The organism is Candidatus Kapaibacterium thiocyanatum (genome assembly GCA_001899175.1).
GTDB classification, from domain to species: Bacteria; Bacteroidota; Ignavibacteria; order Kapaibacteriales; family Kapaibacteriaceae; genus Kapaibacterium; species Kapaibacterium thiocyanatum.
This window is the reverse complement of the sequence record MKVH01000025.1, coordinates 76863-101583: the sequence shown is the minus strand read 5'-3', so window position 1 is coordinate 101583 and position 24721 is coordinate 76863. Positions and strand designations below refer to the sequence as shown.

At 60.4% G+C, this 24721-nt stretch carries 22 protein-coding genes and 1 tRNA gene; 9 read left to right on the top strand and 14 right to left on the bottom strand.

Annotation, left to right across the window (positions count from 1 at the left end):
- Positions 1 to 7 precede the first annotated feature (7 nt).
- Together BGO89_13030 and BGO89_13025 are read left to right on the top strand one after the other, a co-directional pair.
- A complete protein-coding gene (locus BGO89_13030) occupies positions 8 to 1072 on the top strand; it encodes a hypothetical protein (protein ID OJX56256.1) in 1065 nt (354 codons plus the stop codon).
- A 23-nt stretch (positions 1073 to 1095) separates the two neighbouring features.
- On the top strand, positions 1096 to 4263 hold the full coding sequence (locus tag BGO89_13025; protein ID OJX56255.1) for an acriflavin resistance protein: 3168 nt from the start codon (positions 1096 to 1098) through the stop codon (positions 4261 to 4263).
- 106 nt (positions 4264 to 4369) lie between these two features.
- On the opposite strand, the gene BGO89_13020 is transcribed toward BGO89_13025, so the two are convergent.
- The 3 genes from BGO89_13020 to BGO89_13010 all read right to left on the bottom strand — a co-directional run bounded on the left by BGO89_13020 (position 4370) and on the right by BGO89_13010 (position 5982).
- Positions 4370 to 4870 carry a hypothetical protein gene (locus tag BGO89_13020; GenBank protein OJX56254.1) on the bottom strand — a complete coding sequence of 167 codons (501 nt, stop codon included), beginning with the start codon at positions 4868 to 4870 and terminating at the stop codon, positions 4370 to 4372.
- Positions 4871 to 4887: 17 nt separating this feature from the next.
- Positions 4888 to 5409 (bottom strand): hypothetical protein, encoded by a 522-nt coding sequence (locus BGO89_13015; protein ID OJX56253.1) that lies wholly within the window; start codon positions 5407 to 5409, stop codon positions 4888 to 4890.
- 81 nt (positions 5410 to 5490) lie between these two features.
- Positions 5491 to 5982, bottom strand: a complete 492-nt coding sequence (locus BGO89_13010) for a hypothetical protein (protein OJX56252.1) — start codon at positions 5980 to 5982, stop codon at positions 5491 to 5493.
- An 87-nt stretch (positions 5983 to 6069) separates the two neighbouring features.
- Here BGO89_13010 and BGO89_13005 point away from each other — a divergent pair, with 87 nt between their 5' ends.
- Positions 6070 to 6309, top strand: coding sequence for a hypothetical protein (locus BGO89_13005; GenBank protein ID OJX56251.1), 240 nt, complete (start codon positions 6070 to 6072; stop codon positions 6307 to 6309).
- A 26-nt stretch (positions 6310 to 6335) separates the two neighbouring features.
- Here BGO89_13005 and BGO89_13000 read toward each other — a convergent pair whose 3' ends face one another.
- The 9 genes from BGO89_13000 to BGO89_12960 all read right to left on the bottom strand — a co-directional run bounded on the left by BGO89_13000 (position 6336) and on the right by BGO89_12960 (position 14598).
- Entirely contained in the window at positions 6336 to 7691 is a 1356-nt protein-coding gene (locus tag BGO89_13000; protein ID OJX56382.1) for a hypothetical protein, read from the bottom strand.
- A 69-nt stretch (positions 7692 to 7760) separates the two neighbouring features.
- On the bottom strand, positions 7761 to 8231 hold the full coding sequence (locus tag BGO89_12995) for a hypothetical protein (GenBank protein ID OJX56250.1): 471 nt from the start codon (positions 8229 to 8231) through the stop codon (positions 7761 to 7763).
- 56 nt (positions 8232 to 8287) lie between these two features.
- The gene (locus BGO89_12990; protein ID OJX56249.1) at positions 8288 to 9454 is read right to left on the bottom strand and encodes a dTDP-4-amino-4,6-dideoxygalactose transaminase; all 1167 of its coding nucleotides are present in this window, start codon (positions 9452 to 9454) and stop codon (positions 8288 to 8290) included.
- Between the two features lie 10 nt (positions 9455 to 9464).
- Complete coding sequence (locus tag BGO89_12985) at positions 9465 to 10607, bottom strand: hypothetical protein (protein ID OJX56248.1); 1143 nt, start codon at positions 10605 to 10607, stop codon at positions 9465 to 9467.
- A gap of 479 nt (positions 10608 to 11086) precedes the next feature.
- Complete coding sequence (locus BGO89_12980) at positions 11087 to 11518, bottom strand: hypothetical protein (protein OJX56247.1); 432 nt, start codon at positions 11516 to 11518, stop codon at positions 11087 to 11089.
- Complete coding sequence (locus tag BGO89_12975) at positions 11508 to 11954, bottom strand: hypothetical protein (protein OJX56381.1); 447 nt, start codon at positions 11952 to 11954, stop codon at positions 11508 to 11510. The genes BGO89_12980 and BGO89_12975 overlap by 11 nt, the downstream gene beginning before the upstream one ends.
- Positions 11955 to 11964: 10 nt before the next feature.
- Complete coding sequence (locus tag BGO89_12970) at positions 11965 to 12294, bottom strand: hypothetical protein (GenBank protein OJX56246.1); 330 nt, start codon at positions 12292 to 12294, stop codon at positions 11965 to 11967.
- Positions 12291 to 13286, bottom strand: a complete 996-nt coding sequence (locus BGO89_12965; GenBank protein ID OJX56245.1) for a cytochrome-c oxidase — start codon at positions 13284 to 13286, stop codon at positions 12291 to 12293. The genes BGO89_12970 and BGO89_12965 overlap by 4 nt, the downstream gene beginning before the upstream one ends.
- A gap of 1 nt (position 13287) precedes the next feature.
- Positions 13288 to 14598, bottom strand: coding sequence for a hypothetical protein (locus BGO89_12960; protein ID OJX56244.1), 1311 nt, complete (start codon positions 14596 to 14598; stop codon positions 13288 to 13290).
- 311 nt (positions 14599 to 14909) lie between these two features.
- Between BGO89_12960 and BGO89_12955 the strand changes: the two genes are divergently transcribed.
- From BGO89_12955 to BGO89_12945, 3 genes are read left to right on the top strand one after another with little or no spacing between them, the layout of a single operon-like run.
- Positions 14910 to 17003 (top strand): hypothetical protein, encoded by a 2094-nt coding sequence (locus BGO89_12955; GenBank protein OJX56243.1) that lies wholly within the window; start codon positions 14910 to 14912, stop codon positions 17001 to 17003.
- The gene (locus tag BGO89_12950; protein ID OJX56242.1) at positions 16996 to 18207 is read left to right on the top strand and encodes a hypothetical protein; all 1212 of its coding nucleotides are present in this window, start codon (positions 16996 to 16998) and stop codon (positions 18205 to 18207) included. Before BGO89_12955 ends, BGO89_12950 begins: the two co-directional genes overlap by 8 nt.
- Positions 18204 to 19568 carry a hypothetical protein gene (locus BGO89_12945; protein OJX56241.1) on the top strand — a complete coding sequence of 455 codons (1365 nt, stop codon included), beginning with the start codon at positions 18204 to 18206 and terminating at the stop codon, positions 19566 to 19568. Before BGO89_12950 ends, BGO89_12945 begins: the two co-directional genes overlap by 4 nt.
- Before the next feature lie 459 nt (positions 19569 to 20027).
- On the opposite strand, the gene BGO89_12940 is transcribed toward BGO89_12945, so the two are convergent.
- Positions 20028 to 20104, bottom strand: a tRNA-Asn gene (locus BGO89_12940).
- A 56-nt stretch (positions 20105 to 20160) separates the two neighbouring features.
- Between BGO89_12940 and BGO89_12935 the strand changes: the two genes are divergently transcribed.
- The 3 genes from BGO89_12935 to BGO89_12925 are packed head-to-tail and all read left to right on the top strand — an operon-like array spanning position 20161 to position 23552.
- Positions 20161 to 20880 carry a DNA repair protein RecO gene (locus BGO89_12935; GenBank protein OJX56240.1) on the top strand — a complete coding sequence of 240 codons (720 nt, stop codon included), beginning with the start codon at positions 20161 to 20163 and terminating at the stop codon, positions 20878 to 20880.
- Between the two features lie 27 nt (positions 20881 to 20907).
- The gene (locus BGO89_12930) at positions 20908 to 22218 is read left to right on the top strand and encodes a hemolysin (protein OJX56239.1); all 1311 of its coding nucleotides are present in this window, start codon (positions 20908 to 20910) and stop codon (positions 22216 to 22218) included.
- On the top strand, positions 22218 to 23552 hold the full coding sequence (locus BGO89_12925; GenBank protein OJX56238.1) for a hypothetical protein: 1335 nt from the start codon (positions 22218 to 22220) through the stop codon (positions 23550 to 23552). Before BGO89_12930 ends, BGO89_12925 begins: the two co-directional genes overlap by 1 nt.
- A 3-nt stretch (positions 23553 to 23555) precedes the next feature.
- Here the strand turns inward: BGO89_12925 and BGO89_12920 are convergent, their stop codons facing one another.
- Positions 23556 to 24719 (bottom strand): hypothetical protein, encoded by a 1164-nt coding sequence (locus BGO89_12920; GenBank protein OJX56237.1) that lies wholly within the window; start codon positions 24717 to 24719, stop codon positions 23556 to 23558.
- Positions 24720 to 24721: the final 2 nt, after the last annotated feature.

Sequence of the window (24721 nt, the reverse complement as noted above, 5' to 3'; positions counted from 1 at the left end):
CGACACCATGAAACTGAAACGCCTCATCTGGCCTGCCGTGATCATCGTGATCCTGAGCGCCGCCGCCGCGTGGAAGCTCTCGTCCAACAAGAACGTGATGGCGGCCAACGCTGCCATCGCCAACAAGAAAAGCACGGTATTTCCCGTGACCGTCGTTTCTCCCCGGAACGAAACGTTGTCAAGGAACATCGAGATCAACGGACGTTTCACTCCCATTCACCATCTCGACCTCGTGACGGAAGCGGCAGGACGCGTGACGTCGATCGCACTGCGCAACGGCGACGTCGTGCAGAAGGGGCAGACCGTCGTCCAGCTCGACAACGAACAGATCAACATCGATCTGACGCAGGCCAGGGCGACACTCGCCCAGGCACAGATGGACCTGGAGAACTATACGGAAATGCTGAAGCGTAATGCCGTCAACAAACAGGAAGTGAACAACGCGCGCCTGGCGGTGGTGAATGCGGAAACGCGCGTGGCCACGCTCAAGCGACAGTTGAAGGCCACGTCCATCGTATCGACCGTCTCCGGCACCGTCAACAACATGTCTCTCGAAGTCGGCAGCTTCGTCACGGTGGGTAACCTCGTCGCCAGGATCGCCGACCTGAGCTCGCTGAAGATGATCGTCAAGCTCCAGCCTCACGAAGTGGTAAGCGTGAGCAAGGGGCAGAAGGTCCGCATCGTTCCGGACATGTATACGAACAGCTCCTTCACGGGCACGGTGACGTCCATCGGTACGATCGCCGACGGTGCGCGCAAGTACGACGTGGAGATCACCCTGCAGAACAATGCGAAGACGCCCTTGCTCTCGGGTATGACGGGCAATGCCTTCTTCGAGTTCGGCGGCAACAGGACAGCTATGGTCATTCCGGGCAAGTGCCTCGTAGGCAGCGTGCAGGACCCGCATGTCTACATCGTCGAGAACGGCAAGGCAGTTCTCAAGTCCATCTCCATCGGCACGATGCAGAACGATCTCGTGGAAGTCGTCTCGGGCGTCGACCCGACGCAGCAGGTCGTGGAATCCGGACAGCTCAACCTCGCGAACGGATCGCAGATCCAGATCATCAAGTAATCAACACCACAAGAGTCAACACCATGTCCATCACGGAAATCGCGATAAAGCGGCCTTCGCTCATTGTGGTGATCTTCTCCGTTCTCGGTTTTCTCGGGCTCCTGAGCTTCACGAAGCTCAATTACGAGCTCATGCCCAAGTTCTCCATCCCGGTCGTAAGCGTTACCACGCTCTATCCCGGTGCTTCGCCGTCGGAAGTCGAGAACTCCGTCACGAAGCGTATCGAGGACGCTCTCTCCAACCTCGAGAATCTCGACGAGATCCGCTCCACATCCATGGAAAGCGTATCGTCCGTCGTCCTCATGCTCAAGCCGAACGCCAATGCCGACATCGCCATCCAGGACGCACAGCGCAAGATCAACGCCATCGCGTCCAAGCTGCCCGACGATGCCGAATCTCCCGCTCTCGGAAAGTTCTCCTTCGACGAAGCGCCGATCATGCGACTCGGCGTCACGGCCCGCATGCCGTCGAGTGCACTGTTCACGATCGTGAAGGACGAGATCACACCGGCACTTGCGAAGCTCAAGGGTGCGGCCCAGGTCACGATCATCGGCGGTGAGGAGCGAGAGATCAAGATCCAGGTGAATCGCCAGCAGTGCGAAGCCATGGGCATCTCCCTCATGCAGATCGTCCAGGCCGTCCAGAAGGCCAACCTCGAATTCCCTACCGGCAAGGTCAAGAGCGACGAATCGCAGTCGCTGATCCGCCTGCGTGGCAAGTATCTCACGCTCGACGACATCCGGAACGTGATCGTGGCGAACGACAAGGCCACGGGCTCGCCCATCCGTGTGTCGGAAGTGGCCACCGTCGAAGACGGTGTGAAGGATATCAAGACCTTCAGCCGTATCGACGGCGTGAACTCCGTCGGCCTGCTGATCCAGAAGCAGAACGACGCCAACGCCGTCGAGCTGAGCAAGCTCATCAAGAAGGAACTCAAGAACATCGAAGAGATCTACAAGGACAAGGGACTGAAGTTCGACATCGCATCGGATACGTCGGACTTCACCCTGGCGGCGGCCAATGCCGTCCTCTTCGACCTCGCCCTCGCCGTGATCATCGTGGCCTTGTGCATGCTACTGTTCCTGCACAGTCTGCGGAATGCCCTCATCGTCATGATCGCCATTCCGGCATCACTGATCTCCGTCTTCGCCGTGATGTACATGCTCGGCTTCTCGCTCAACCTCATGACGCTGCTGGCCATCTCGCTCGTCGTGGGCATCCTCGTCGACGACTCGATCGTCGTACTGGAGAACATCTACCGACATCTCGAGGATGGTGAGGAGCGGGTGAAGGCATCCATCCGCGGCCGTAGCGAGATCGGCTTCACGGCCGTGGGCATCACGCTCGTCGACGTCGTCGTCTTCCTTCCGATCACGATGGTCGGAGGCCTCATCTCGAACCTTCTGCTGCAGTTCTCCATCGTCATCGTCGTATCGACGCTGATGAGTCTCTTCGTCTCGTTCACCCTCACGCCATTGCTGGCGTCGCGCATCGCGCGCCTCGAGCACCTCGATCCGAAGCGGCTGACGGGACGCCTCGTCTCCGGCTTCGAGCGTATGATCGACAAGCTGGCGGCCGCATACAGCGGTGTCCTGCGGTGGGCACTCGGCCACAAGCGGTACGTCCTCGGTATCACTGTCGTACTGCTCGTCGCCTCCTTCGCCCTCATCGGCAACGGCTTCATCGGCAGCGAATTCGTGAGCCAGGGCGATACGGGCGAATACGTCATCACGCTGGAGCTTCCGCAGAACGCCACCCTCGAGCAGACCAACCAGGCGACGCAGCGTGCCGAAGAATTCCTCTTCAAGGATCCGGACGTCACGCACGTCTTCTCCAGCGTCGGTACCACGACGGGGCAATCCGGCAGCAACGAGGCCACGAACAAGTCCGAGATCAACGTCAAGCTCGTGGACCGCAAGAAACGCTCCCATGCATCGAATATCGTGGCGAAGATGACGAAGCTGAAGCTGGAGGAGATCCTGCCGAACGTCAAGGTGAGTTCGTCGGCCATCAGCATCACGGGTGCGGCCAACCAGGCACCGATCCAGATTTCCGTGACGGGCAATTCCCTCGCCACCAACTTCCGCATCGCGGACAGCGTGATGCAGAAGCTGCGCTCGCTCCAGGGCACGTCGGAAGTGAAGCTCTCCGTGGAAACGGGCAATCCGGAAATCACGGTCAACGTGGACCGGGACAAGATGACGGAGCTCGGGCTCTCGATGGACGTCGTAGGCATGAACATGCAGGCGGCCTTCAGCGGCAACACGGATACGAAGTTCACGCAGGATGGCAAGGACTACGACATCAACATCATGTACGACGCGTTCAACCGCCGGAGCGTCAGCGATCTCTCCCGACTGGGTTTCACCAACAACCGTGGCGAAAGCATCCTGTTGAGCCAGTTCGCAAGCATCGGCCAGAGCACGAGCCCGTCCAAGCTCGAACGCAAGAACCGCATTCCGTCGGTAACGGTGTCGTCGCAGGTACTCGGTGTATCGAGCGGTACGATCACCAGCCAGATGACGCAGTGGGTGAAGGAATCGAACATTCCGCCGGGAACGACGGTTGCGTTCGAGGGCAATGCGAAGAACATGAACGAAGCCTTCGCCAATCTCGGCTTCGCCCTCATCGCATCGATCCTCTTCGTCTACCTCATCATGGTGGCTCTCTACGATTCCTACATCTATCCCTTCGTCGTGCTGTTCTCCATTCCTGTCGCCGTCGTGGGCGCATTGCTCGCCCTGGCCCTGTCGATGCAGCCCCTCAGCATCTTCTCGATGCTCGGCATGATCATGCTCATCGGCCTCGTGGCGAAGAACGCCATCCTGATCGTGGACTTCGCGAATCACAAGAAGGCGGAAGGGCACAACACCATCGAAGCCCTCATCCTCGCAGGCAGGACGCGTCTGCGTCCGATCCTCATGACGACGCTGGCCATGGTCTTCGGTATGATGCCCATCGCCCTCGCCTCGGGCGCGGGCGCCGAATGGAAGAGCGGCCTGGCATGGGTGCTGATCGGCGGACTCACGAGCTCCATGCTCCTGACGCTCGTCGTCGTACCGTCCGTCTATCTCATCATCGACATGCTGAAGCGTGAGATCACGAACAAGCAGGCCAAGCTCATCCTTGAAGACCTGGCCGACGTGGACGACGAGGAAATCGTCCTTCCGAACGACAGTATCACGGCCTGATCGGGAGCGTAACCAACAGCGTTCCCAGGAACGGCCATCAAACGAACACCCGCATCGACACATGCCGATGCGGGTGTTCCATTTCATGCACGATCGGGCAGGGAGGCTATCCTTCCTTCTTCCTGTCACCGTAGAGCGTCCGCGTCCTGATCTTTTCGGCGAGCTCGAGTGCGCGGGCGATACGCGTCTCCGTCCGCTTCGCACTCGTGACGTACAATGCCAGCGAGCGCTGTCGTCCGGGAGTCATGGCGTAGAACCGTTCCGCCGCTTCGTCGTCGAGTTCCAGAACCGCCGTGAACTCTTCGCCGAGATCCACGAGATCCGGTTCGGGATCCGGTCGCATGATGATCTCCACCATATCTCCGAAGCCGGCACGTATCTCGCGCAACAGCGGAATACCGAGAAGAATGAACCTGTCGCCGTCCTTGCTCGACTGTATGGCACGGCGTACGTCGCGTCCGTTCATCGTCACGACGATGCGACGGATGCCGTGTGCGAGATAGTCATTCGCCAGGTCGGTGGGTATCGGCGCATAGTGCTGCTTCATCCCGTAGTCCTGACGGAGGATGGGCGCGGTGAAGCGATGACTGCCGGTCGGTGTTGCCATGCGTCAAGATAGCATGGTCATTCCACATGTTCGGCCGGCATGTGATCGGCTCTCGCACGATTGTTGATGGCCCCTTCGGCAAGCTTCGTCAATCGCTTGTCCGTGGCACCTTCCTCGTCCAGCGTCTTCTGCAGGAGTTTCTCGTCTTCCGTCAGACCGAGCGTACGCGCATACGTACGCACGCATCCGTATCCTGCGATCTCGTAGTGCTCCGCGCGTTGTGCGGCAGCGATGATGCCTGCATCGAGGACGTCGGGATCGCCCTTCATCTTCAGTATCTCGTTCCCTTCGTCGATGATGCCTGCCATCGCTTTGCACGTATGGCTTCCCATCTTGATGTCGAGTCCGTTCAGGATGGTCTGCAGTCTGTCCGCATGACCTTCGGTCTGGGCGAGGTGCGACGTGATGGCTTCCTTGAGTTCGGGCGCGTGAGCTGCCTTGGCCATCTTCGGAAGAGCCTGCATCAGTTGCCGTTCGGCGCTGTACAGGTCCTTGATTTGCTGGACATACAAGTCCTGCAGGTTATTGAGTGACGTCATGGTACTACTCCGGGAAAGTGTGGGAGAACGACATACCGTTACCGGTGGTGGACGTGACCGCCGGACAATTGTTCCCCGGAATCATCCGGCCCCGGGACGGAACGGCTTCTTCGAATTCCTCGTCGCGACGTAACCCGGTTTCAGTACACCGGTTATGCTGCCGTCACCTTCCAGCATCATGACGTCGATGTGGGCGAATCCGTATTCCCGCGCCACCTTCTCGAGGTCGGACATGGAGATATGACCCTTCCTCATCACCGCTTCGATGATCCGTCCGTCCCTTGCGATCATGACGGGCGATCCATCGAGCCAGTCGCGTAATGGACGTATGCGTTCCACGAGGGCCATCGTCCCCATGAGTACGATTCCACTGATGATGCTTCCCATGAAGCCCGCGCCCTGTGGAGTCAAGCCGATATCCATCGACTCCGCGAGCAGGACGATGAGGATGATGTCCTGCGGACCGAGCTCGCCGAATACGCGGCGGCCGATGGCCTTCAGTCCGAGCAGGACGAACCAGAGAAGCACGAAGGTCTGCGCTGCCGTCTGCAATGCCAGTCCAGGTGTGATCATATCTGTCTCCAGATGGAACGGAACATTATCATCGGAGCAACGATATGATTTCCATGGCTGCTGTCGATCAATCACCGGAGTACGACCATGGCAACGACATCGAAAGCCGCGCGGAAGAAGATCGCCAAGGTGATGCGCGAGTTCGGGGAAGGCGATCTGAAGAGCGGGTCGGGACATAAGGTCACCGACAAGAAACAGGCGATCGCGATCGCCCTCGAAGTAGCGAGGGATGCAGGACTGAAGGTACCGCGTCGAACACCATCGGGAAGCACGACGCCGAGAACGACGACGATGCGGAGAAAGTCCACGCGCACGTCGAAGGCATAGACTGTCACAAGCGACGGCAGGCTTCGTCAGTCCGCACCTTCGGACATCATGTCGGGACTGATACGGATGAAGGCTTGCAGGGAGAGCGGCGTTCGGCCATAGATGGGGTCGAGATTCCCGGGCACTACTCCCACCGCACCTTGCAGGCCCGCCCAGAGAGCGGTTTCACCGATCGTGACGAGTGAACGCGAAACGGATAGCGAGATACTGCCGATGTCGAAACGTGCATCGTGTCCGAACATGCTCTCCGGCAGTACCAGTTCGTCGGCGCCTTTCTGGACGACTTCCCCTCTGAAGGAAATGGCCGTGCCCGACGTCAGCAGTGCGCTCTCGAGCAGCAGCGAATGTTCGCGATGGTGTTCGTCGATGTCGTTATATCCCCATGCGAGCGTCGATGCGATCCATGTCGACGATGCGAGTCGTGTGGTATGCATGACCGATGCCGTGGTGCGACGCACGTTGACCTCGGGCTTGAGCACTTCGGGGTGCATGATGAGACCATGAGACACCTGCAAGGCCAGGGTCGACGTGGGATTCCACGACAGCCGTGCAGACCACGAGTCGAACCGCGGCTTGTCCGGAACCCAGCGATCCTCGTCCGGCTCACGACCGGTGAATACCGATCCTTCGAACTTCACCGGGCCGGTACGCAGGCCTGCCGTCGCCACACCGTAGGTGATGTGCGTCGCATCCTGCCAATGATGTCCGAGCGGTGCGTCGGCCGTGAACATGCTCGATATACGGTGCATGAAGGCCGTAGGACCGATGGCCGGTTCACCGGGATAGGCGAGATAGACCGTAGCGTCGACGTCGGGCGAGAACATATGGGTATAGGCGACGGAGAGCTCGGCCAGCACGTCGTGCGGATGCTGCCTGTCCACGAGAGGACGTCCTTCCCAGGACTCACCGGACTGGAAGAGCAGCGGATAACCGTCGCCGGGCATCACCAGCCTGTCGAGCGAAGCCATGATGCTCGTGCGGAACAGGCCGCGGCTTCCTACCGGAGTCTGTGCCATGACCATCGCCCAGTTGGGTGCATCGAACAACGAGGCTCCGCGTGACGTCGTGCGCGTCACGTCCTGTGCGGTATACCTGCCGAAGATGTTACCATGCGCCATGATCATCCACGAGCCTGCATGGCCCATGTAGCCGAACATGGGCGAAGCGTCGGGCATCCATGAGGTTCCCGACCCGTTGCGATTCATCGGCAGCGATCTGGAAAATCCGTGCGACATCATGGATGTATGGTCCATCTTCATGGCATCGGCGGTTCCCATCGTCATATCGCCATGATCGTGATGATCATGATTCTCCTGTGCCGTCATGACCGTCGTGGACATGACGATCATGGCGGCTACCGCCTCGAGCATTCTCCAGCGCATGGCGACCTCCGATCCAACCTGCATTCCTGTCATAATCGTTGGACGTGGAACGGCCCGAAAGGATGCCGGTCAGCGTTCCACGGAGATGTAGACCGCAACGGAATCCGTATTCGCATAGCGTTCGAAGTCCGTCGAGTACCTGCGCCTGTAATCGGCGCCGCTCTCGAAGTAGGCCCATATCTCTCTCCACACCTTGCCGACGACATCGGGTATCGGTCCTTCGGCTTCGAAGACGAGATAGTCACCACCGTTCACGACGACGGTGTGGAGATCGGGAACGTTCCCGACGTCTGCGCTGACCCGCAGTCCGGCGGTAGCCGTGTACGGACCGTTCTGATCGGATTGATAGTCGGAATAGACGCCGTAGACCGTGGAGCCGTCCACCTGGTTCGGAATCGTCGCCATGACGTTCTCTTCGAGGAAACGTGTCCACATGGGTTTGAGTCGCCCGGTATCGGGATTCAGTTCCGTCGCGAGGTCGGTGCGGACGTTCGGTCCTGTGACCTTGAACGATTCGATGGTGACGAACGAAGGAGTCATGAGGGATATCGTATGAATGGACAATATCTATGGTTCGTCGCGAAGCCGGTAACCGTCTACCATGCGCCCTGCACGACAGGTGAGCCGCCGGCGACCGACATCCGCCATGTACCGATAAGATCGACGATACGCTCCACATCCGCCACCGTCATGTGCGTATGCAAGGGAAGGCGAAGCAGGCGGCCGGCATACTCGTCCGTTGCAGGAAGGTGCCGTGGCGATGCCGCGATGCTGCGTCCCATCGGCGACGTATGCAGCGGAATGTAATGGAAGGCGGCACCGACGTCATTGCTGCGCAGATGATTCATGAGCGAATCGCGGAGCTCCTCGCTTGCGAGGATGACGTGCATGAGGTGCCATGCCGGTGCGGCATAGTCGGGTATCGTCGGCAACGTGACGACGTCGGACATCTCTCCATCGCCGAGCAGTTCGCGATAGCGCGATACGAGTCTCTGCCTGTGCCGCTGGATGATATCGCGATCGCGCAACGACGAGAGCAGGAGTGCGGCCAGCGGATCGGCCATGACATAGCTCGAACCGCGTCCTACCCATGTATACTTGTCGACAGTGCCACGGAAGAACTGCTTGCGGTTCGTTCCCTTTTCACGGTAGATCTCGGCGCGTTCCACGATGGATGCATCGGCCGTCGTGAACGCTCCTCCTTCGCCGCAGGCGAAGTTCTTGGAAGCATGGAAGCTGTAGGCGCCCATACCGCCGATGGTACCGAGGGCGCGTCCATTCCACGAGCCACCGAGGCTGTGTGCCGCATCCTCGATCAGGACAGCGCCACAGTCCGAAACGATGGCGTCCAGCGCGTCCATGTCGCAGGCGACGCCTGCATAGTGAACGGCGATGACGGCACGGGTACGTGACGTGATGCAACGCCTCACGTCATCCGGATCGATGTTCATCGTCGACGGATCCACGTCCGCGAAGATGGGAACGAAGCCGGCCTGGACGATGGCGGTTGCGGTGGACGTGAAGGTGAAGGACGGCAGGATGATCTCGTCGCCTTCCTTCCCTTCGATCATGGACGTGGCCAGTTCAAGGGCATGCGTGCATGAGGTGGTGAGCAGGACGTCGGACGCTCCCGTCATGTTCCTGAGTTCTTCCTCTGCCTGCCCGCAGAGCACGCCATCACCTGCGAAGGCGCGACGATCCATACAATCACGTAGAAGATCCCAGGCTGCAGGCGACACGTAGGGATCGGTCAAGGGTAGCATGTTCGGATACTCAGAGCAATGAATGATAGAGGGACAGCCAGCGTTCCATGACGGCATCGGGTGCATGTTCGGCGATGGCCCATGCACGTCCTCGCCGTGCGTGTTCCTGTCGTAGTTCGGGATTACGGACATAGTTCGTCACCGCATCGGCGATGGCCCGGGGCGATCTCGATACGATGGCGAGGCCTCGTCCGTCGGCCAGTTGTTCCGGCGTCCCTCCCCCATCCGTACCGATGACGGGCAGACCGCACATCATGGCCTCGACGACGGAGAGCGCGTACATTTCACCATACGATGCGAGAACGAAGACGTCGAATGCCGACAGAACGCCGGCGAGATTCTTCTGGAAGGGCATGACGCGCAGGTAGCGGCCGTAGCTCCCTTGCGTCTGGTCCCTCAACCAGCCATAGAGCTCCGCGGATGCGGCCTCGTGTACGGGGCGGCCCTCGTCGTCGATACGCTCCACGGTTGGCTCACCGACGACGACGAACAGGACACGCTCCAGTACGTCCACGGGAAGCGACGACAGTGCCTCGACGAATTCGCGCACACCCTTCTGTGGATCGATCCTGCAGGCGAGACCGACGACGATGACGTCGTCCGGCACTCCCCAGGATTGCCGGAGCTGACGACGGGCGTCTTCATCCCTGCTGAACGTCCCGGGATCGCGCATGTAGCGTATCAGCCGTATCCGCTCGGCAGGAATCGGGAAGCCCCGTCGTATCGCATCGTTGTTCACCGACGACGTACTGACGATGGCATCGACATGGCCATAGATGAAGCGATGCAACGGATCGTGCTTGTCCACGGCGATCATGTACAGGGTATTCACGTGCCGAGCGTCCATGCCGACCGTCGCCAGGGATCCCGTCCAGACATCGATGCGCGTATGCGAATGGACGATGGCGTCGCGATGCCGCTTCAGATATCGACGTACGGTACGGATGTCGACAGGGCTGACATGCCGGTTCCGGTGTGCCCGCACCACATCGATGCCCGCATCGCGCAGATCCGTTTCCAGCCTCGTGCCCGCACTGACGACGGCCGTATTCTCCACGCCGCGCCGTTGAAGTTCGCGAATATACTGTGCCGTATACTGCTCCAGACCACCCCACGAACAGGAGGTATTGATATGGATGATGTGGTCGGGCATACGGAGTTGTCGAATAACGGCGGACCGGCTCTGGCCATGCCCGAAATACTGATGCACTGGTCGCTGATCGCTGTGTGATCCGGGCCCCTCAGGCCCGGACAGCGCACGGAATACGCAGATTGTTCACCGGAGTTGCATGCAAGATACTTCAAGTACGGACTACCGAAGTCTTAGAAAGATCTAAGAGTATACCGTCGCGCCCGGGGCGATACCCCCGGTGGATCGGACTCATCGCTTCACGAAGACCTGCCGGAAACACGTGGAGCCCCATCGCGCCACGACGACGCAGGCATCCGGACCGAAGCCCACACACGTCGATGCCCCCCCCCCGGTCGTAGCACTGGGTGTCGTCAGTATCCTCCCCTGTACATCGATGACATCGACCATCCGGGTCTCCTGATCGGAAGGATATCAGGGTGAAGGGATCCCGTCGGTCGTCGATGCACCATGAGTCGAGACATCATGCCGAACATGGGCAGTTACCGGTGCAGTACTGCATCTCCCTTGCGGACGCTGTCGGCGAGATCCTTGATCGTCGTGGTCTTGTAGGACAGTAGCAACGCATCGCGCAGGGCGGCGTATGCATCGTGCATTGGGCATGGACGCTGCGCACTACACTTCTGCAATCCGAGGCCGCATTCGCGGAAGACATCGAGGCCATCGATGCATTTCACGATATCCAGTACCGGACGTGCGCACTGACGCGCCGTGAGATACATCCCTCCGTTCGGACCTTTCGATGCCGAGATGAGGCCTTCCCTGCTCATGGTCTGCAGGACCTTCGCGACGAAGGCTTCGGGGCCACCGATGGATGCGGCGATCTCGCGGACGGTATGACGCGACGACGGATCGTCCTGCGAGGCCAGGAATACGACGGCGCGTACGGCATTGCGACAGGCTTCAGTGAGCATTCGGGAAGATGATGAGTGACCGTGGATCGACGGGCGGGAGAAGCCGCATCATGAAGACGTCGGCAATATTACGAGCCTTCGTGATTGCCTCGTGCGCGATGTCGCCGGTGAACAGACCGGTGACGGTATCTTCCCACAGCTTCAGCCATCGCTCGAACAGATCGTGGTTGAGGGGAAGACCCATATGCCGCTGCAGCGGATTGCCTTTGAAGCCCGGTTCGTTGAGCAGGAGATTGCTCCAGAACGACGTCATGCGTTCCAGGTGCTCGTCCCACGAACCCTTGATACGCAGTGCGAACACCGGTGCGAGAATATCGTCGGCACGCACACGATCATAGAAGGTATGGACGAGAAGCCGGACGTCGTCGCGACTTTCGATACGCCTGTGGGTATGGCAGCCGCAACCGGGATGTGCCGCCTCATCATGATGATCCATGCGGGTCTCGTCATTCGGCTTCATGTGGGTGTCCTTGTTGTACCTGTTTCCTTCGTTTCTTCTCTCCGGAGATCGCACCTACGGTGGCTATCGCCGACCACAGGACGCAACAGAGCATGACGATGACGAGCAGGATATCGATGACGGACGTCGGGTCGGATCCGTGCGTCAGTGACTGCATCACGCCATCGTTCCTGGTCGTGCACGTCGGGCAGGCCTGCACGGGTACGACCGTCGACAGCAGACACGCCGTCATCACGATCGCGTATCGCAGGTATATCGACGGCGCGACCGATGCATACCAGGAACGTTCCGACGCTATCGTCATGGAATCCGTCATGGCTGCGGCCGGCTACGTTTCTTCAGTGCTGCACGTACCTGGTCGACGTCGACCTTCGCGGCCCTGTTTCCCCAGCTCGATCGCTCATGGTTCATGATGGCGACGATCTGTTCGATCTTCAAGGCATTCATCTCCCCGACGGCGGGCATGACGGCATATTCTGGCCGACGGTCGTATCCATCCATGATGATGGACACGAACAGGTCGACGTCGTTGCCCGTCACGACCGGACTTCCTGCCAGCGGCGGGAATGCTCCTTCCAGCCCCTTGCCATCCGGCTGATGGCAGCTCCCGCAGTACGTGGTATAGAGTGCCGCGCCGTCTTCACGGACTTCCTGCTTCGCAGGAGATGCCGTTCGACCGTCACTCATGCGATAGACCGGAGATGCCATCCCCGTCGGAAGATCGTCCTGTCTTCGTGACTGCAGATAGGCCACGAGATCGAGCGCTTCCTTTCGGGCCACGACGACTCCATCGGCCGGTCTGTGCCCTGGAATCGCCACGACGACATCCGATGCCCCGGCCTTCGCCTTGCGTTCGAACAGCCATGGATATCCCGGCATGATACTCGAAGGCACCGTCGCTCTCGGAGCGTAGAGATGCAGGAGATGCCATTCGATACTCGGCTGCCGCTTGCCGATCGACGTGAGGTCGGGTCCGGTACGCTGTGTTCCCATCAATGTCGCCGCATTCGTCCATGCGTCCTGGCGTACGGCCTGGGCATAGTCCGAAGGAATGCCTGGGCGTTCTCCCCACACCTTGTCCATCTCCACGGAACGCACCTGCTGCGTATGGCATGCAACGCACCCCTCGGAAATGTAGACGCGTTCTCCTGCACGCTCACGCTCCGTCATGGGTCGTGCCGCGGGAAGCATGGACGAGGTCCGTTCGTTCTCGAGTGCCGGAAGGATGGCCACACCGATCGTCAGCACGATGAACATGACGGCGACCGAGCCGAACAGCAGGCGATGATTATGCTCGAAGGTTTCCATGTCATCGCATCCTGATGAAATTGACGATGGCGACCAGGTGTGACGTCCACATGAGCGTACCGCCGATGGCCCGCCAGAGCCAGTAATCCGCCATGAGCACCACGCTGTCGATGAACGGCTTTCCGTCGATCCATGACTGTCCCCGTAGCGTTCCGCCGATCATCAACGGGACGGTGTAGAGCAGAAGACCGACGATGGCGAGGGTGAACTGCAGACGTATGGCCGATACGGGCAGCGGTGTGGCGGACGTCCTGCGCAGTACGACGTAGATGCCACCGAACAGGGCGAAGGTGATGATGCCGTACATCGTCATGTGCGAGTGTGCGACGGAGAAGTCGGTGAAGTGCCAGAGGAGGTTCGTCGTCTGGAAGGCTTCCGCCGTACCCTGGAGCGATCCCGTGATATAGAAGAAGACGGCGATCATGAAGAACGGAAGCGTTACCGACCGTATCGCATGACGTCCATGCCCCCTGAAGCAGCTCGCGAAGTTCACCGTACCTGCGACGACCGGGAGTACCATACCGACACTTCCGAGAATTGCCGTGATCTGCAACCACCAGGGTATCGAACTGAAGACGAAGTGATGCGTGCCGATGACGGTGTAGAACAGGATCTGCGACCAGAACGCCACCATGCCCAGACGATGGGAGAAGATGTGCGTTTCGAGTTCGTCCGGTATGAAGTAGTAGAACAGGCCCAGCGTGCACATCATGAACCACATACCCACACCCTGGTGCATGTAGTAGCCCTGGATGATCGTTTCGCCGATGCCGTTCTGTCCGTAGGGCAGGTAGGCCACGATGGAGATGACGAGAACGAAGATGTGGGCCGAGACGATATACCACGAGGAGATGTGGATCGTACCGATCGTCCGTCTCGCCACCGTCATCCACGACGACACGAAGCTCAGTGCTACGCCTGCGGCGAAGAGGATGGCGATGGGCCAGACGTATTCGCGGTACTCACCGCCACCGTTGTTGATACCGGACATCAGGGCGATACTTCCCGAAAGCACGGCGATGTTGATCAGGATCAACGCGGCCTTCAGAAGACCCTTACCCTGCAGTCGAACGCCGCTCACCCGCGGCAGCACGTAGTGGCCCAGGCCCATCATGCCAAGCGAAGCCCATCCCCAGAACACCGCATTGGTGTGGACCGGACGAAGGCGTCCGAAACTCAGCCAGGGAATCGCGTCCATGTCTGGAGCGATGAACTTCATTCCCAGATACTCACCTACCGTCGTTCCGATGACCAGCCAGAACAATGCCGATCCGAGAAACAGCCGAACGATCCTGTCGTCGTCGCTATGCATCAGTATACACCATGCCGTGATTGACGTCCGAACTTACGAAGAACGAACGATATAACGGATAAAATTGTCCGGTATTATTCCACACGCGCTGCTTCACAGTGCCCCGATCGTGGGGCGACCGGATAGTCGTTCCATCATGTGGGGATCGCCACGGTATGGCAGTACCGTCGCGTATATCTTCCCGGTGGTTACAGCGAAACGGGATCCAAGGACCACGTAACCCCCTTCCACCCATGCCGGATCGCGCTCTTATCCCATCCTAATGTGTGTCCTGTACATTGCTTGGCTGTCGACCGGGTCGACATTGTACTATGCGCAACAGGATTGGTATGTCGGAGTCGGAGCGGATTCAACTGAACAATGACCTGGTGGAAGCCCTGGAGCGGGTGCTGCCACCGGAGATGGTGCCCCGTGCCTCGGTGCGCGCACATGCGCTGCTGGCCCGGAACGACATCACGCCACACCGGGCACTGGACGTACTGGCCACGATCCTGCGCGATGCGGGTGTGGAAACAGAACTGGTAAGGATAGACGGTGACATGGTACCCGCGGGCTTCATGGTGGACGCACAGTACCACCTCCGCTACGTGGATGCGGGTGCTCCGGAAGCTCGTCAGGCGCTGGACGAACGCATACTGGTGGTACGCGGGAGGGTGACGTCCTTCCTTACCCGCGCGGCACAACCACCGGCCATACGATCGGCCATGACGCGTACGAACGGAACGGATACCGTGGCGTCCTTCCGTGACGTATGGCCCTTCCTGCGGGCCATCCTGATGGAGGAGCGCTCCAACATCCTGGTGGTGATAGGCTATTCCATCGTGTCCAGTCTGCTGGCCCTGGTGGTACCGATAACGGCGCAGGCGGTAGTGAACGCCGTCGCTCTGGGCGTATTCAACAAACAGTTGCTGGTACTATGTGCCCTGGTGTTCCTGGGCCTGCTCGCCTCGGGCGTGGTGGGTGTACTGGAACGGTGGGTGATCGACCTGATCCAGCGGCGCATCTTCGTATTCACGTCGTTCGCCTTCATCCAGCGCCTGCCGGCCCTGCGCCTTGCGGCCCTGCGCGAACAGTACGCACCTGAACTGGTGAACCGGTTCTTCGACGTGATCACCATCCAGAAGTCGGTAGGCAAGATCCTGCTGGAAGGAATCAACGCCATCCTGGTGCTGACCGTGGGCCTCGTGGTACTGGGCTTCTACCATCCGTTCTTCCTTCTGTACGACGCCATCCTGGTAGCCTTCCTGCCGTTCATCGTATACGTACTGGGTCGTGGCGGCATCGGCGCGGCCATGCGCGTGAGCAAACGCAAGTATGCCGTGGCGGCATGGCTGGAGGAAGTGGCCCGGGCGCACCTGGCGGTGAAGCTCACGGGAGCGCGCTCCTTCGTCTACGATACGCTGGATACGATCGCCTCCACGTATGTGGAGGACCGCCGACGCCACTTCGTGATCCTGGCCCGCCAGATGTTCGGTTCGATGTTCTTCAAGTCCGTGGCTACGGTCGGCGTATTGGGTCTCGGCGGCATCCTGGTGATCGACCAGCAGATGTCCCTAGGTCAACTCGTGGCGGCCGAGATCGTGATCGTGATGATGCTGAACGCAGTGGAGAAACTGATCGGGCAACTCGACCTGTACTACGACCTGGTTGCGGCGGTGGACAAGGTGTCCAGCGTGATGAACAAACCCCTGGAGGACGTGGGCGGTGTGCTCGTGCCGGCCTCCACTACGGGTGGCTCGATCGAGATGCGCGACGTCTGGTTCACCTACGAAGGTGCGGCGCAGCCGACGCTGCGGGGCGCCTCGCTGCTCGTACCGTCGGGTGGACGCATCAGCCTGGTGGGCAACAGCGGCAGCGGCAAGACCACGCTGCTGCACATGCTGCTGGGACTGGAACGTCCGGATCGCGGAATGATCCTGGTGAACGGCGTGGAGGTGCGCAGTGCCGACCTCACGTCACTTCGCGCACGGTTCGGTCTGGTGTCGCCCATCGACCAACTGGTGGACGGCACGATCGAGGAAAACGTGGTACTCGGGCGTCCGATTTCCCACACCGACGTACAATGGGCCCTGCGTATGGCCTGCCTGCACGACGACATCATGGCACTGCCGGACGGTCTGGCCACGGAGTTGCGTGCGGACGGACTCACCATTTCCTTCGGCATGCAACGGCGTATCCTGTTCGCACGGATGATCGTGCACCGTCCCGAAATCCTTCTGCTGGACGAAGCGTTCGACGGGATCGAGAACGCCACCAAGCACCGTATGCTGGAGGCCATTCTGGCCTATCCGTCGTGGACGATCGTCAACGTGTCCCACGATGGGGACGTGGTGCGCAGCACCGATACCATCTATCTCATGCACGACGGACGGATCACACCACCGGAGGACAAGGCCGATGCATGACCGCCACCTGCTTTCGCTCCGCATGGTATCCGTACCACGCACCCTGCGCACGCTGGTGATCACCATCCTCGTACTGGTGGTAGCCGCTGCCCTGTTCCTGGTGTTCGTACCGTGGGTGCAGACCATCCGTGGATCGGGCAAGGTCACGTCCTTCGTCCCCGATGCACGGCCGCAGACGCTGGAAAGCGTCATCTCCGGACGTATCGTACACTGGTTCGTACGCGAAGGACAACACGTGCGCAAGGGCGACACGATCGTGGTACTTTCCGATATCAACGTGAACTTCTTCGACCGCTCGCTGCTGGACCGCCTTACCACCCTGCGCGACCGTACGTTCACGGCGCAGGAGCAATCCATCCAGGTCGCCGTGCAGCGTCGCAAACAATCGGAACAACGTCTGGCACAGGCGCGCGCGCGCATGGACAACGTGGTGGTGGAGGTGGCTACGGCCCGTACACGGTATGCCCGAGCCGATACGCTTTTCCGGCAGGACCTGGCCTCCCGCCGCGACGTGGAAACGGCAACGCTCACCCTGCAACGCGCAGTGGCCGATTCCATCTCCACGGCCGCGGCCGTGAATGCGGCCGTGCAGGACGTGAACGCCTTCTACGCGGAAGAAGAGCGTGTGATCAACCAGGCCTACGTCACGATGCAGGAGGCCGAAGTGCGCCTGGCCAACGCCCAGGGGCGCGTGGGTGCCAGCACCGTGCTGTCACCGGTCGACGGCATCATCGTACGCATCTCCAAGGCCGGCGCCGGACAGACCCTCAAGGAAGGGGAACCTCTGGCGACGGTGGTACCCGCCACGAACGACCAGGCCGCGGAACTCTATGTGTCCGGCATGGACGCAGCCCTCATCGATCCGGGCCGCCGCGTATCCCTGCAGTTCGCCGGCTTCCCCGCATTCCAGGTGTCCGGCTGGCGCGACGTGAACGTGGGAGTGTTCCACGGCATCGTGCGCGTGGTGGATGCCGTGGATGACGGTACAGGACGATTCCGCGTGCTCATCACACCTGATCCCGCTTCGCGTCCGTGGCCCACTTCGCGCTACCTGCGCCAGGGTACCGACGCCACCGGCTGGGTGATGCTGGAGGAAGTGGCCATAGGCTACGAGCTGTGGCGCCAGCTCATGGGCTTCCCGCCCAGGTTCCCCGTACCCGCACAGGAAGGTCCCAAGAGGAACGGAAAGGACGGCAAGGAATGAAGTGGCTGACGACGGCTGTGCTCGCGATCCTTACCACCGTTACTATCCATGCGCAGGAGGTAGTGTACCTGCGCGCCTATCTGGATGCCGTGGAGCGCGCGCATCCGGCACTGCAGGCGGCCTCGTTCGAGGCCGACCTGGCCGAGGCCGAAATCCGCAACGCTCTGGGACGATTCGATCCCGTATTGGACCTTCACTATCAGCATAAGGACAAGGGCGGAACGAACAAGCTGGATCTGCTGCAGGGTTCGGTGGAACTGCCGCTGGACATGCTGTTCGGTCCGAAACTCAAGGCCACCTACAACCGTGGTACCGGTACGCACGTGAATCCCGAGTCGGCTACGGGCACCGGTGGCGATGCCGGTATCGGCATATCGATGCCGCTGTTCCAGGGCATCTTCACGGACACCCGCCGGAACCAGTTGCGCAAGGCCGCTCTCCGACCGGACCTCGCCGCAGCCCAGGTTCGTCTGGAACGCAACACCCTGCTGCGTGCGGCCGCCCTGCGCTATTGGGACTGGGCCGAAGCCGTCGCCGCCGTGGACGTCGCGGACACCGTGGTACGCCTGGTACGTGAACGTGCCGCCATGATGGCCAGGCGTGCCCGTGCCGGCGAAACGTCGGCCATCGATACCGTGGAAATCCTGCAGGAAGTGGCCCGCCGCCAGGGAGAACTGCTACGGGCACAGCGTATCGCCGAGCAGGCCGGAGTGGATGCAGGAGTATACCTCTGGGCCACGGACGGGACGCCCCGTACCTTGAGCGGACGCCCGGAACGTCTGCCGGCGGCAGCCGACACCTCGGTACTTGCAACGATATCCATGACCGCCGTGCAGGCGGCACGCCCCGAAGTACGTCGTACGGACATACTGCAACAGACGGCGCGGCTGGACTCGGGCCTGGCCAATGAATACCTGCGTCCCTTCGTTCAACTGGAAGGCTCGCTGATGCAGTACGACGTAGGGTCGGCCCTCACACCCGACGTGAAGTTCGGCCTCACCATCACGCAGCCCTTGCTCTTCCGCAGCGCGTCGGCGCAGGCCCAGGTGGCCTCCGTGACCGTCCGCCGTGCGGACTTCCAGCGGGCCATCGTGGAGCGTGGCGTGGAAGCCGACGTCGCCAACGCCGCCATCGCCGTGCGACGTGCCGCCGAACGTATGATGGTGGCTACCACCGAAGTAGGCCTTGCGGACCAGATGCTGGCCGCCGAGCGACGCCGCTTCGACGCCGGCGAGTCCACGTTGCTCACACTCAACCTGCGCGAGCGCTTCTATGCCGAGGCCCTGATGCGGCAGGTGAATGCCCGTGCGGACTGGGCCCGTGCCCTGGTAGGACTATCGTGGTCGACGGGAACCATCTAGTGGTCGGCTATGCACTCTCTGGTATGAAGCATTCCGGTTCAGGAACAACGTATTCGGATGGATCGGTTTGTTCAGCAAGGCGGAACATGACACTGCGCAGCGATGCAGCGCTACGCAACGCAGATCCATGCACAGCAAGCCTATACACGGGAGGCCTTCTCATTTCGAGAGGGCCTTTTTGTTTCCCGTTCGAATGTTCGGATCCCAATTCCGAATCTGCTCTCCATCCGTACTCCGTTTTTGCACAGGCGAGGAACCGAGCGGGAAGCCCAAGAGGAGCAGCGGCGGAATCGCGTGAACCCGCATGGATACTGATGAAAGCGGCATGAAATCAGGGAGTTTGACTCGTCTGATTCGTCAGAGGGTCCACGAGGCGTGTGGTAGTGCGGAACGTGGGGCACGGGCCGAAACGAAGAACGCCGAAACCCGCATGAATGCTTGGTTTCGGCGTTGTATTCTTTGCTCCGAAGCAGGGACTTGAACCCCGGACCCTCTGATTAACAGTCAGATGCTCTAACCAGCTGAGCTACTTCGGAATTGGGCTACAAAAATAACACAGGTTCCGGAAATATGCAAAGCGATAACTTTGTCCATGCTGCTGTCCACCGAAGCCATCGTTCTCCATTCCCGGAAATTCGGGGATACGAGCCGTATCGTGGTGCTCTACACCAGGGATCACGGCAAGATCTCCGTCGTGGCCAAGGGCGTCCGCAAACCGTCGAGTCCGTTCGGCAGCGCCCTCGAGCCGCTGGGGCATGCGCGTGTGACGCTGTACTTCAAACGTGGACGCGACCTCCACACCGTTTCGGCAGCCGAATCGATCACACCGCGCCGCCGGATACGCGATTCCTACGACCATCTCCAGACGGCCCTGGCCGTCTGCGAACTGCTCCTGCGCACCCAGGCCGACGAAGAACGGAACGATGCCGTCTTCGACCTTCTGTGCGATGGTCTGAATGCCGTGGAAGACACCCACGATCCCTATGCCACCGGCTTGGCGATCCGCCTGAGGCTGGCCGACGTGATGGGCTTCGGAGTGCCGGACTGCGGTCCGCCGCCACCGAATCCGGCCGTGGCCGTGGATATGGGCAACGGTATGCTCCGCCCGGAAACGCTGGCAGGAACGGGAGGCGTGATCCGCATGTCGAACGCGGCCTACGGCATCCTGCACTCATGCCTCGGAGATGCATCGGCCATTTCTACCACGGTGTCTCCGGCCGATCGCCTGGAGCTCGAGAGTTTCCTCTCCCTCTACTTTTCACATCACCTGGACAAGCGCGTCAGCGGCCGTACCTACGACGTCATGAAGTGAGTCCTTCCCGACATCCTATATTGCGTCATGCTCGGAAATATTGCGTTAACCCTGTTCTTCGTCCTCCTCAACGGATTCTTCGTGGCGGCCGAGTTCGCCATCGTGAAGGTCCGTGCCTCGCAGATCGAACTCAAGGCCCGCGAAGGTAACCTGCTGGCCACCATGGCGCGACATCTGCTGTCGCACATGGACACGTATCTGTCCGCCTCGCAGCTCGGCATCACGCTGGCATCGCTCGGCCTGGGATGGATCGGCGAAAGCGTGGTGTCCAGCATCATCAGCGACATCGCCGGCCTGCTGGGCTGGCATCCCTCACCGGCGCTACTTCACACGGTGTCGGCTTCGATAGCGTTCGTCACGATCACGGTACTGCACATCGTCCTCGGCGAGATGGCGCCGAAATCCCTCGCCATCCGGCGCGCGGAACAGGTCACGATGGCCGTGGCTCTGCCGATGCGCATCTTCTACATCGTCTTCAAGCCGGTGATCTGGTCGCTGAACGAATCGGCCAACCTGCTCCTGCGCATGATCGGCATCGAACCCGTTGGCGAACATGAAGTGCATTCCCCCGAGGAACTGCGCTACCTGATACAGGAGAGCTCCAAGCAGGGCGCCCTGGAATTCAGCGAACAGGAACTGATCGAGAATGTCTTCCAGTTCACGGAAACGACGGCCGGACAGGTCATGGTCCCCCGGTCGCGCATCATCGGACTCGAGATGTCCATGCGGATCGATCAGCTGCTCGACCACGTGATGGAAGAGGGCTATTCGCGTCTGCCCGTCTACAAGGGCAGCGTGGACGAGATCACGGGCATCGTCTATGCGAAGGACCTTCTGACGCTGATGCATCACAAGGACCTCATCATCATCCACGACATCCTCCATCCGGCATACTTCGTGTCGGAGGACGTGAAGCTCAAGAAGCTGCTGCGCGACATGCAGATACACAAGGTCCACATGGCCATCGTCCTCGACGAATTCGGCGGCACGGCTGGACTGATCACGCTGGAAGACGTCATCGAAGAGCTCGTGGGTAACATCCAGGACGAATACGACGACGAAACACCCGTCCTCTCGTCGACGACGGCCAATGACTTCGAACTTCTCGCGTCGGTACACATCGCCGAAGCGAACGAAGTGCTGCCGTTCCCCTTGCCCGAAAGCGAGGACTACGAAACGATCGGCGGCCTGATCAACGCCAGGGCCGGCAGGATTCCCGTACCGGGCGATACGGTAGTCCTCGAACCGTATATCTGTACGATTCTCGAAAGCGCCCCCCGACGTGTCGAGCGCGTGAAGCTCACACTCCAGCAACAATCCCTCTCATCGAACGGCTGATGTTCCGACCTGTCTTCCTCTGCATCGTCCTCTGCGGCATGATGCTCGGCGCCTGTGCGTCGTTGCCGATGCGTATATCGTCCCTGCGACCCTATACGCCACCTGCCGCCGTCACGACGATGAAGGTACCGTATCCGATCCTGTTGTTGCACGGACTTGGGCAGAAGGCCGACGTATGGGACGGAGCGGCCACACGATATTTCTCGAAGGACCTCGGCCTGTCCTTCGGCGGCGTCCTGCGCGTCGTGAACGGCGCGGTGGAATCGTCCATTCCCGGCGGCGGCGACGGCGACTTCTACGTCGTCTCCTTCCGCAACCCGCACGATTCCGTCGGGGCATGGGGACGTGAGCTGGAGACGTGCATCGACCACGTGCTGGCACATACGGGCGCCGACCGCGTCATCCTCATCGGCTACAGTATGGGCGGCCTGGCCGCACGCTCCTACCTCACGAAGCGCTATTCCGATCATCACGTCAAACGCCTCATCACCGTAGGCACGCCGCATCTGGGATCACCCTTCGCACGCGTATGGACGTGGAAGTCGATGATGAAGACCTGTGCGGACAGTTCCAACGTCGTCCTTTCGCCGATATGCAGGGCCGCACTCGCGACGCTCCAGGGCACGGAGGGCGACGTACCCTACGATGCACCGGCCGTGCGCGACCTGCGACGTCCGGAAGACGGTGGCGTCTATCTCCGTCGTCTCGGCAAGCTGGCCCATCCGATGGACATCGAATACGTGAGCGTGATCGGTGAACTCGACATGTTCGCGGAGGCACGGAAGCTGAGCGAGGGATGGATACAGGACATCCTGCGACGGGCCATCGGCGCCGTGGGCAGTGGACTGCCCGCACTGTTCGAGACGGGTGACGGCGTGGTGAGCGCCAGAAGCCAGGACATCATGAACATCGAGTATTTCACGGTCGATCCCGTACGCCGCCGTGCCACGAGAACGGTCAACGTGGGCAGCGTCCACGTCGAACACCTGCGTCAGAGCTTCGAGATCCAGCGCGTCGCGCTCGACGAGAAAGCGGAATACAAGGGATCGGAAGTATGCAGGATCGGAGACCGCCCCTTCCTCGTCGTCTCCTTCACGGATCATATTCCATCGTTGTGCGCATTGCGTATCGATCTGACGACGGATGCGGGTGAACGTACGATCCTGAATGCCGATGCAAGCACAGCCGTGCTGGTACGCACACCGTCGGGGATGGAATCACGCTTCATCGTTCCACTCGATACCGTGCCGTCGGCACTGACGTCGACGACGCACCTCCGCATCGCCATCACGAATACCTTCGGACATGTGGTCACGGCGACGAAGGACTGGTGATATCTAGAGATATCGGAGCCACGCCCTGTGCCTGTTCGCCATCCTGTATCCGTCGTACCATCGGCAGAGTGGATAGAGGGCTGCCACGACGCATATCCAGATGACGTAGACCCACGGAAGTGAGAAGCCGAAGCCGGAAGGAATTCCTCCGAAGCCCGTCGCCACGTCGAACTGCGTCCAGCCATAGCCCATGGCCAGTGCGGCAATCCACGCTGCGGCATGCAGGACGTAGATGTGAAGGATGTAGTAGAAGAGTGGCACGCGGCCGAAGACGACGAGGAAGTTCCGGCGCACGTCATGCGATTCCAGCCATGACAGCAGCAGCAGCGACGGACCGAGCGTCATGCACGTGAACAGCAGTGACGGTGGGTACTTCGTCGTATCGAGGAAGGACATCATCGTCGTGACGGGATCGATATGCATCGTCCAGTGATGCGAGTCGCCGTACAGATTGATGAGGCGCAGCAGCAGGAACAATCCGATGGCCGTGATGCCCATGCGTGCCAGCGTACCTTGCCTGTCCTGTGCCGTCACGCCCTTGCTCCACAACCCTCCGCATGCATATCCTGTCAGCATGATTCCGATCCAGGGCAGGACGGGATAGCCAACGAGGACGACGTGCCCTGCTATCGGCTCGAAGCTCCCGTTGACGTGGAGAATGGACCACAGGACGGAGAACCACGCCGGATCGTCGATGACGATACCGTCGAAGGCATTGTGGACGAAGACGATCAGCAGTCCCAGGAAGCCCACGAATCGCGTGGGAAGCCGTATCAGGAGACCGAGGACGATGAAGCCGATACCGATGGCCCATATCACGGTAAGCATCACCGACGGCCAGTACGGACTGAACGTCCATCCGAAATAGATGACGGTCAGTTCCAGAACGACCAGCCATAATCCGCGCGTCAGGAGGAAGATCGATGCCTTCACGGGATCCGTACGTCGTGCCATGAGATAGGCGCTCGTGCCCGACAGGAATACGAAGACCGGCGCGCAGAAATGTGTGATCCAGCGCGTGAGATAGAGCCAGGGCGTCGTGGTGGACAGGTCCATGGGATCCTGTCCGAGTATCGCTCCATGATGGAAGTAATCCCGCGCGTGATCCAGGGCCATGATGACCATGACCAGACCACGCAGGACGTCGATGGAGATGATACGTTGCACGT

What these genes read in the sequence shown, in the direction of transcription:
- BGO89_12990 (OJX56249.1), bottom strand. Translation starts at nt 9,454, where the DNA reads ATGCTACCCTTGACCGATCCCTACGTGTCGCCTGCAGCCTGGGATCTT.
- BGO89_12925 (OJX56238.1), top strand. Translation starts at nt 22,218, where the DNA reads ATGTTCCGACCTGTCTTCCTCTGCATCGTCCTCTGCGGCATGATGCTC.
- BGO89_12965 (OJX56245.1), bottom strand. Translation starts at nt 13,286, where the DNA reads ATGGAAACCTTCGAGCATAATCATCGCCTGCTGTTCGGCTCGGTCGCC.
- BGO89_12935 (OJX56240.1), top strand. Translation starts at nt 20,161, where the DNA reads ATGCTGCTGTCCACCGAAGCCATCGTTCTCCATTCCCGGAAATTCGGG.
- BGO89_13010 (OJX56252.1), bottom strand. Translation starts at nt 5,982, where the DNA reads ATGATCACACCTGGACTGGCATTGCAGACGGCAGCGCAGACCTTCGTG.
- BGO89_12970 (OJX56246.1), bottom strand. Translation starts at nt 12,294, where the DNA reads ATGACGGATTCCATGACGATAGCGTCGGAACGTTCCTGGTATGCATCG.
- BGO89_13025 (OJX56255.1), top strand. Translation starts at nt 1,096, where the DNA reads ATGTCCATCACGGAAATCGCGATAAAGCGGCCTTCGCTCATTGTGGTG.
- BGO89_12960 (OJX56244.1), bottom strand. Translation starts at nt 14,598, where the DNA reads ATGCATAGCGACGACGACAGGATCGTTCGGCTGTTTCTCGGATCGGCA.
- BGO89_12980 (OJX56247.1), bottom strand. Translation starts at nt 11,518, where the DNA reads ATGCTCACTGAAGCCTGTCGCAATGCCGTACGCGCCGTCGTATTCCTG.
- BGO89_12995 (OJX56250.1), bottom strand. Translation starts at nt 8,231, where the DNA reads ATGACTCCTTCGTTCGTCACCATCGAATCGTTCAAGGTCACAGGACCG.
- BGO89_12930 (OJX56239.1), top strand. Translation starts at nt 20,908, where the DNA reads ATGCTCGGAAATATTGCGTTAACCCTGTTCTTCGTCCTCCTCAACGGA.
- BGO89_12985 (OJX56248.1), bottom strand. Translation starts at nt 10,607, where the DNA reads ATGCCCGACCACATCATCCATATCAATACCTCCTGTTCGTGGGGTGGT.
- BGO89_13020 (OJX56254.1), bottom strand. Translation starts at nt 4,870, where the DNA reads ATGGCAACACCGACCGGCAGTCATCGCTTCACCGCGCCCATCCTCCGT.
- BGO89_13030 (OJX56256.1), top strand. Translation starts at nt 8, where the DNA reads ATGAAACTGAAACGCCTCATCTGGCCTGCCGTGATCATCGTGATCCTG.
- BGO89_13005 (OJX56251.1), top strand. Translation starts at nt 6,070, where the DNA reads ATGGCAACGACATCGAAAGCCGCGCGGAAGAAGATCGCCAAGGTGATG.
- BGO89_13000 (OJX56382.1), bottom strand. Translation starts at nt 7,691, where the DNA reads ATGCGCTGGAGAATGCTCGAGGCGGTAGCCGCCATGATCGTCATGTCC.
- BGO89_12945 (OJX56241.1), top strand. Translation starts at nt 18,204, where the DNA reads ATGAAGTGGCTGACGACGGCTGTGCTCGCGATCCTTACCACCGTTACT.
- BGO89_13015 (OJX56253.1), bottom strand. Translation starts at nt 5,409, where the DNA reads ATGACGTCACTCAATAACCTGCAGGACTTGTATGTCCAGCAAATCAAG.
- BGO89_12955 (OJX56243.1), top strand. Translation starts at nt 14,910, where the DNA reads ATGCGCAACAGGATTGGTATGTCGGAGTCGGAGCGGATTCAACTGAAC.
- BGO89_12975 (OJX56381.1), bottom strand. Translation starts at nt 11,954, where the DNA reads ATGGATCATCATGATGAGGCGGCACATCCCGGTTGCGGCTGCCATACC.
- BGO89_12950 (OJX56242.1), top strand. Translation starts at nt 16,996, where the DNA reads ATGCATGACCGCCACCTGCTTTCGCTCCGCATGGTATCCGTACCACGC.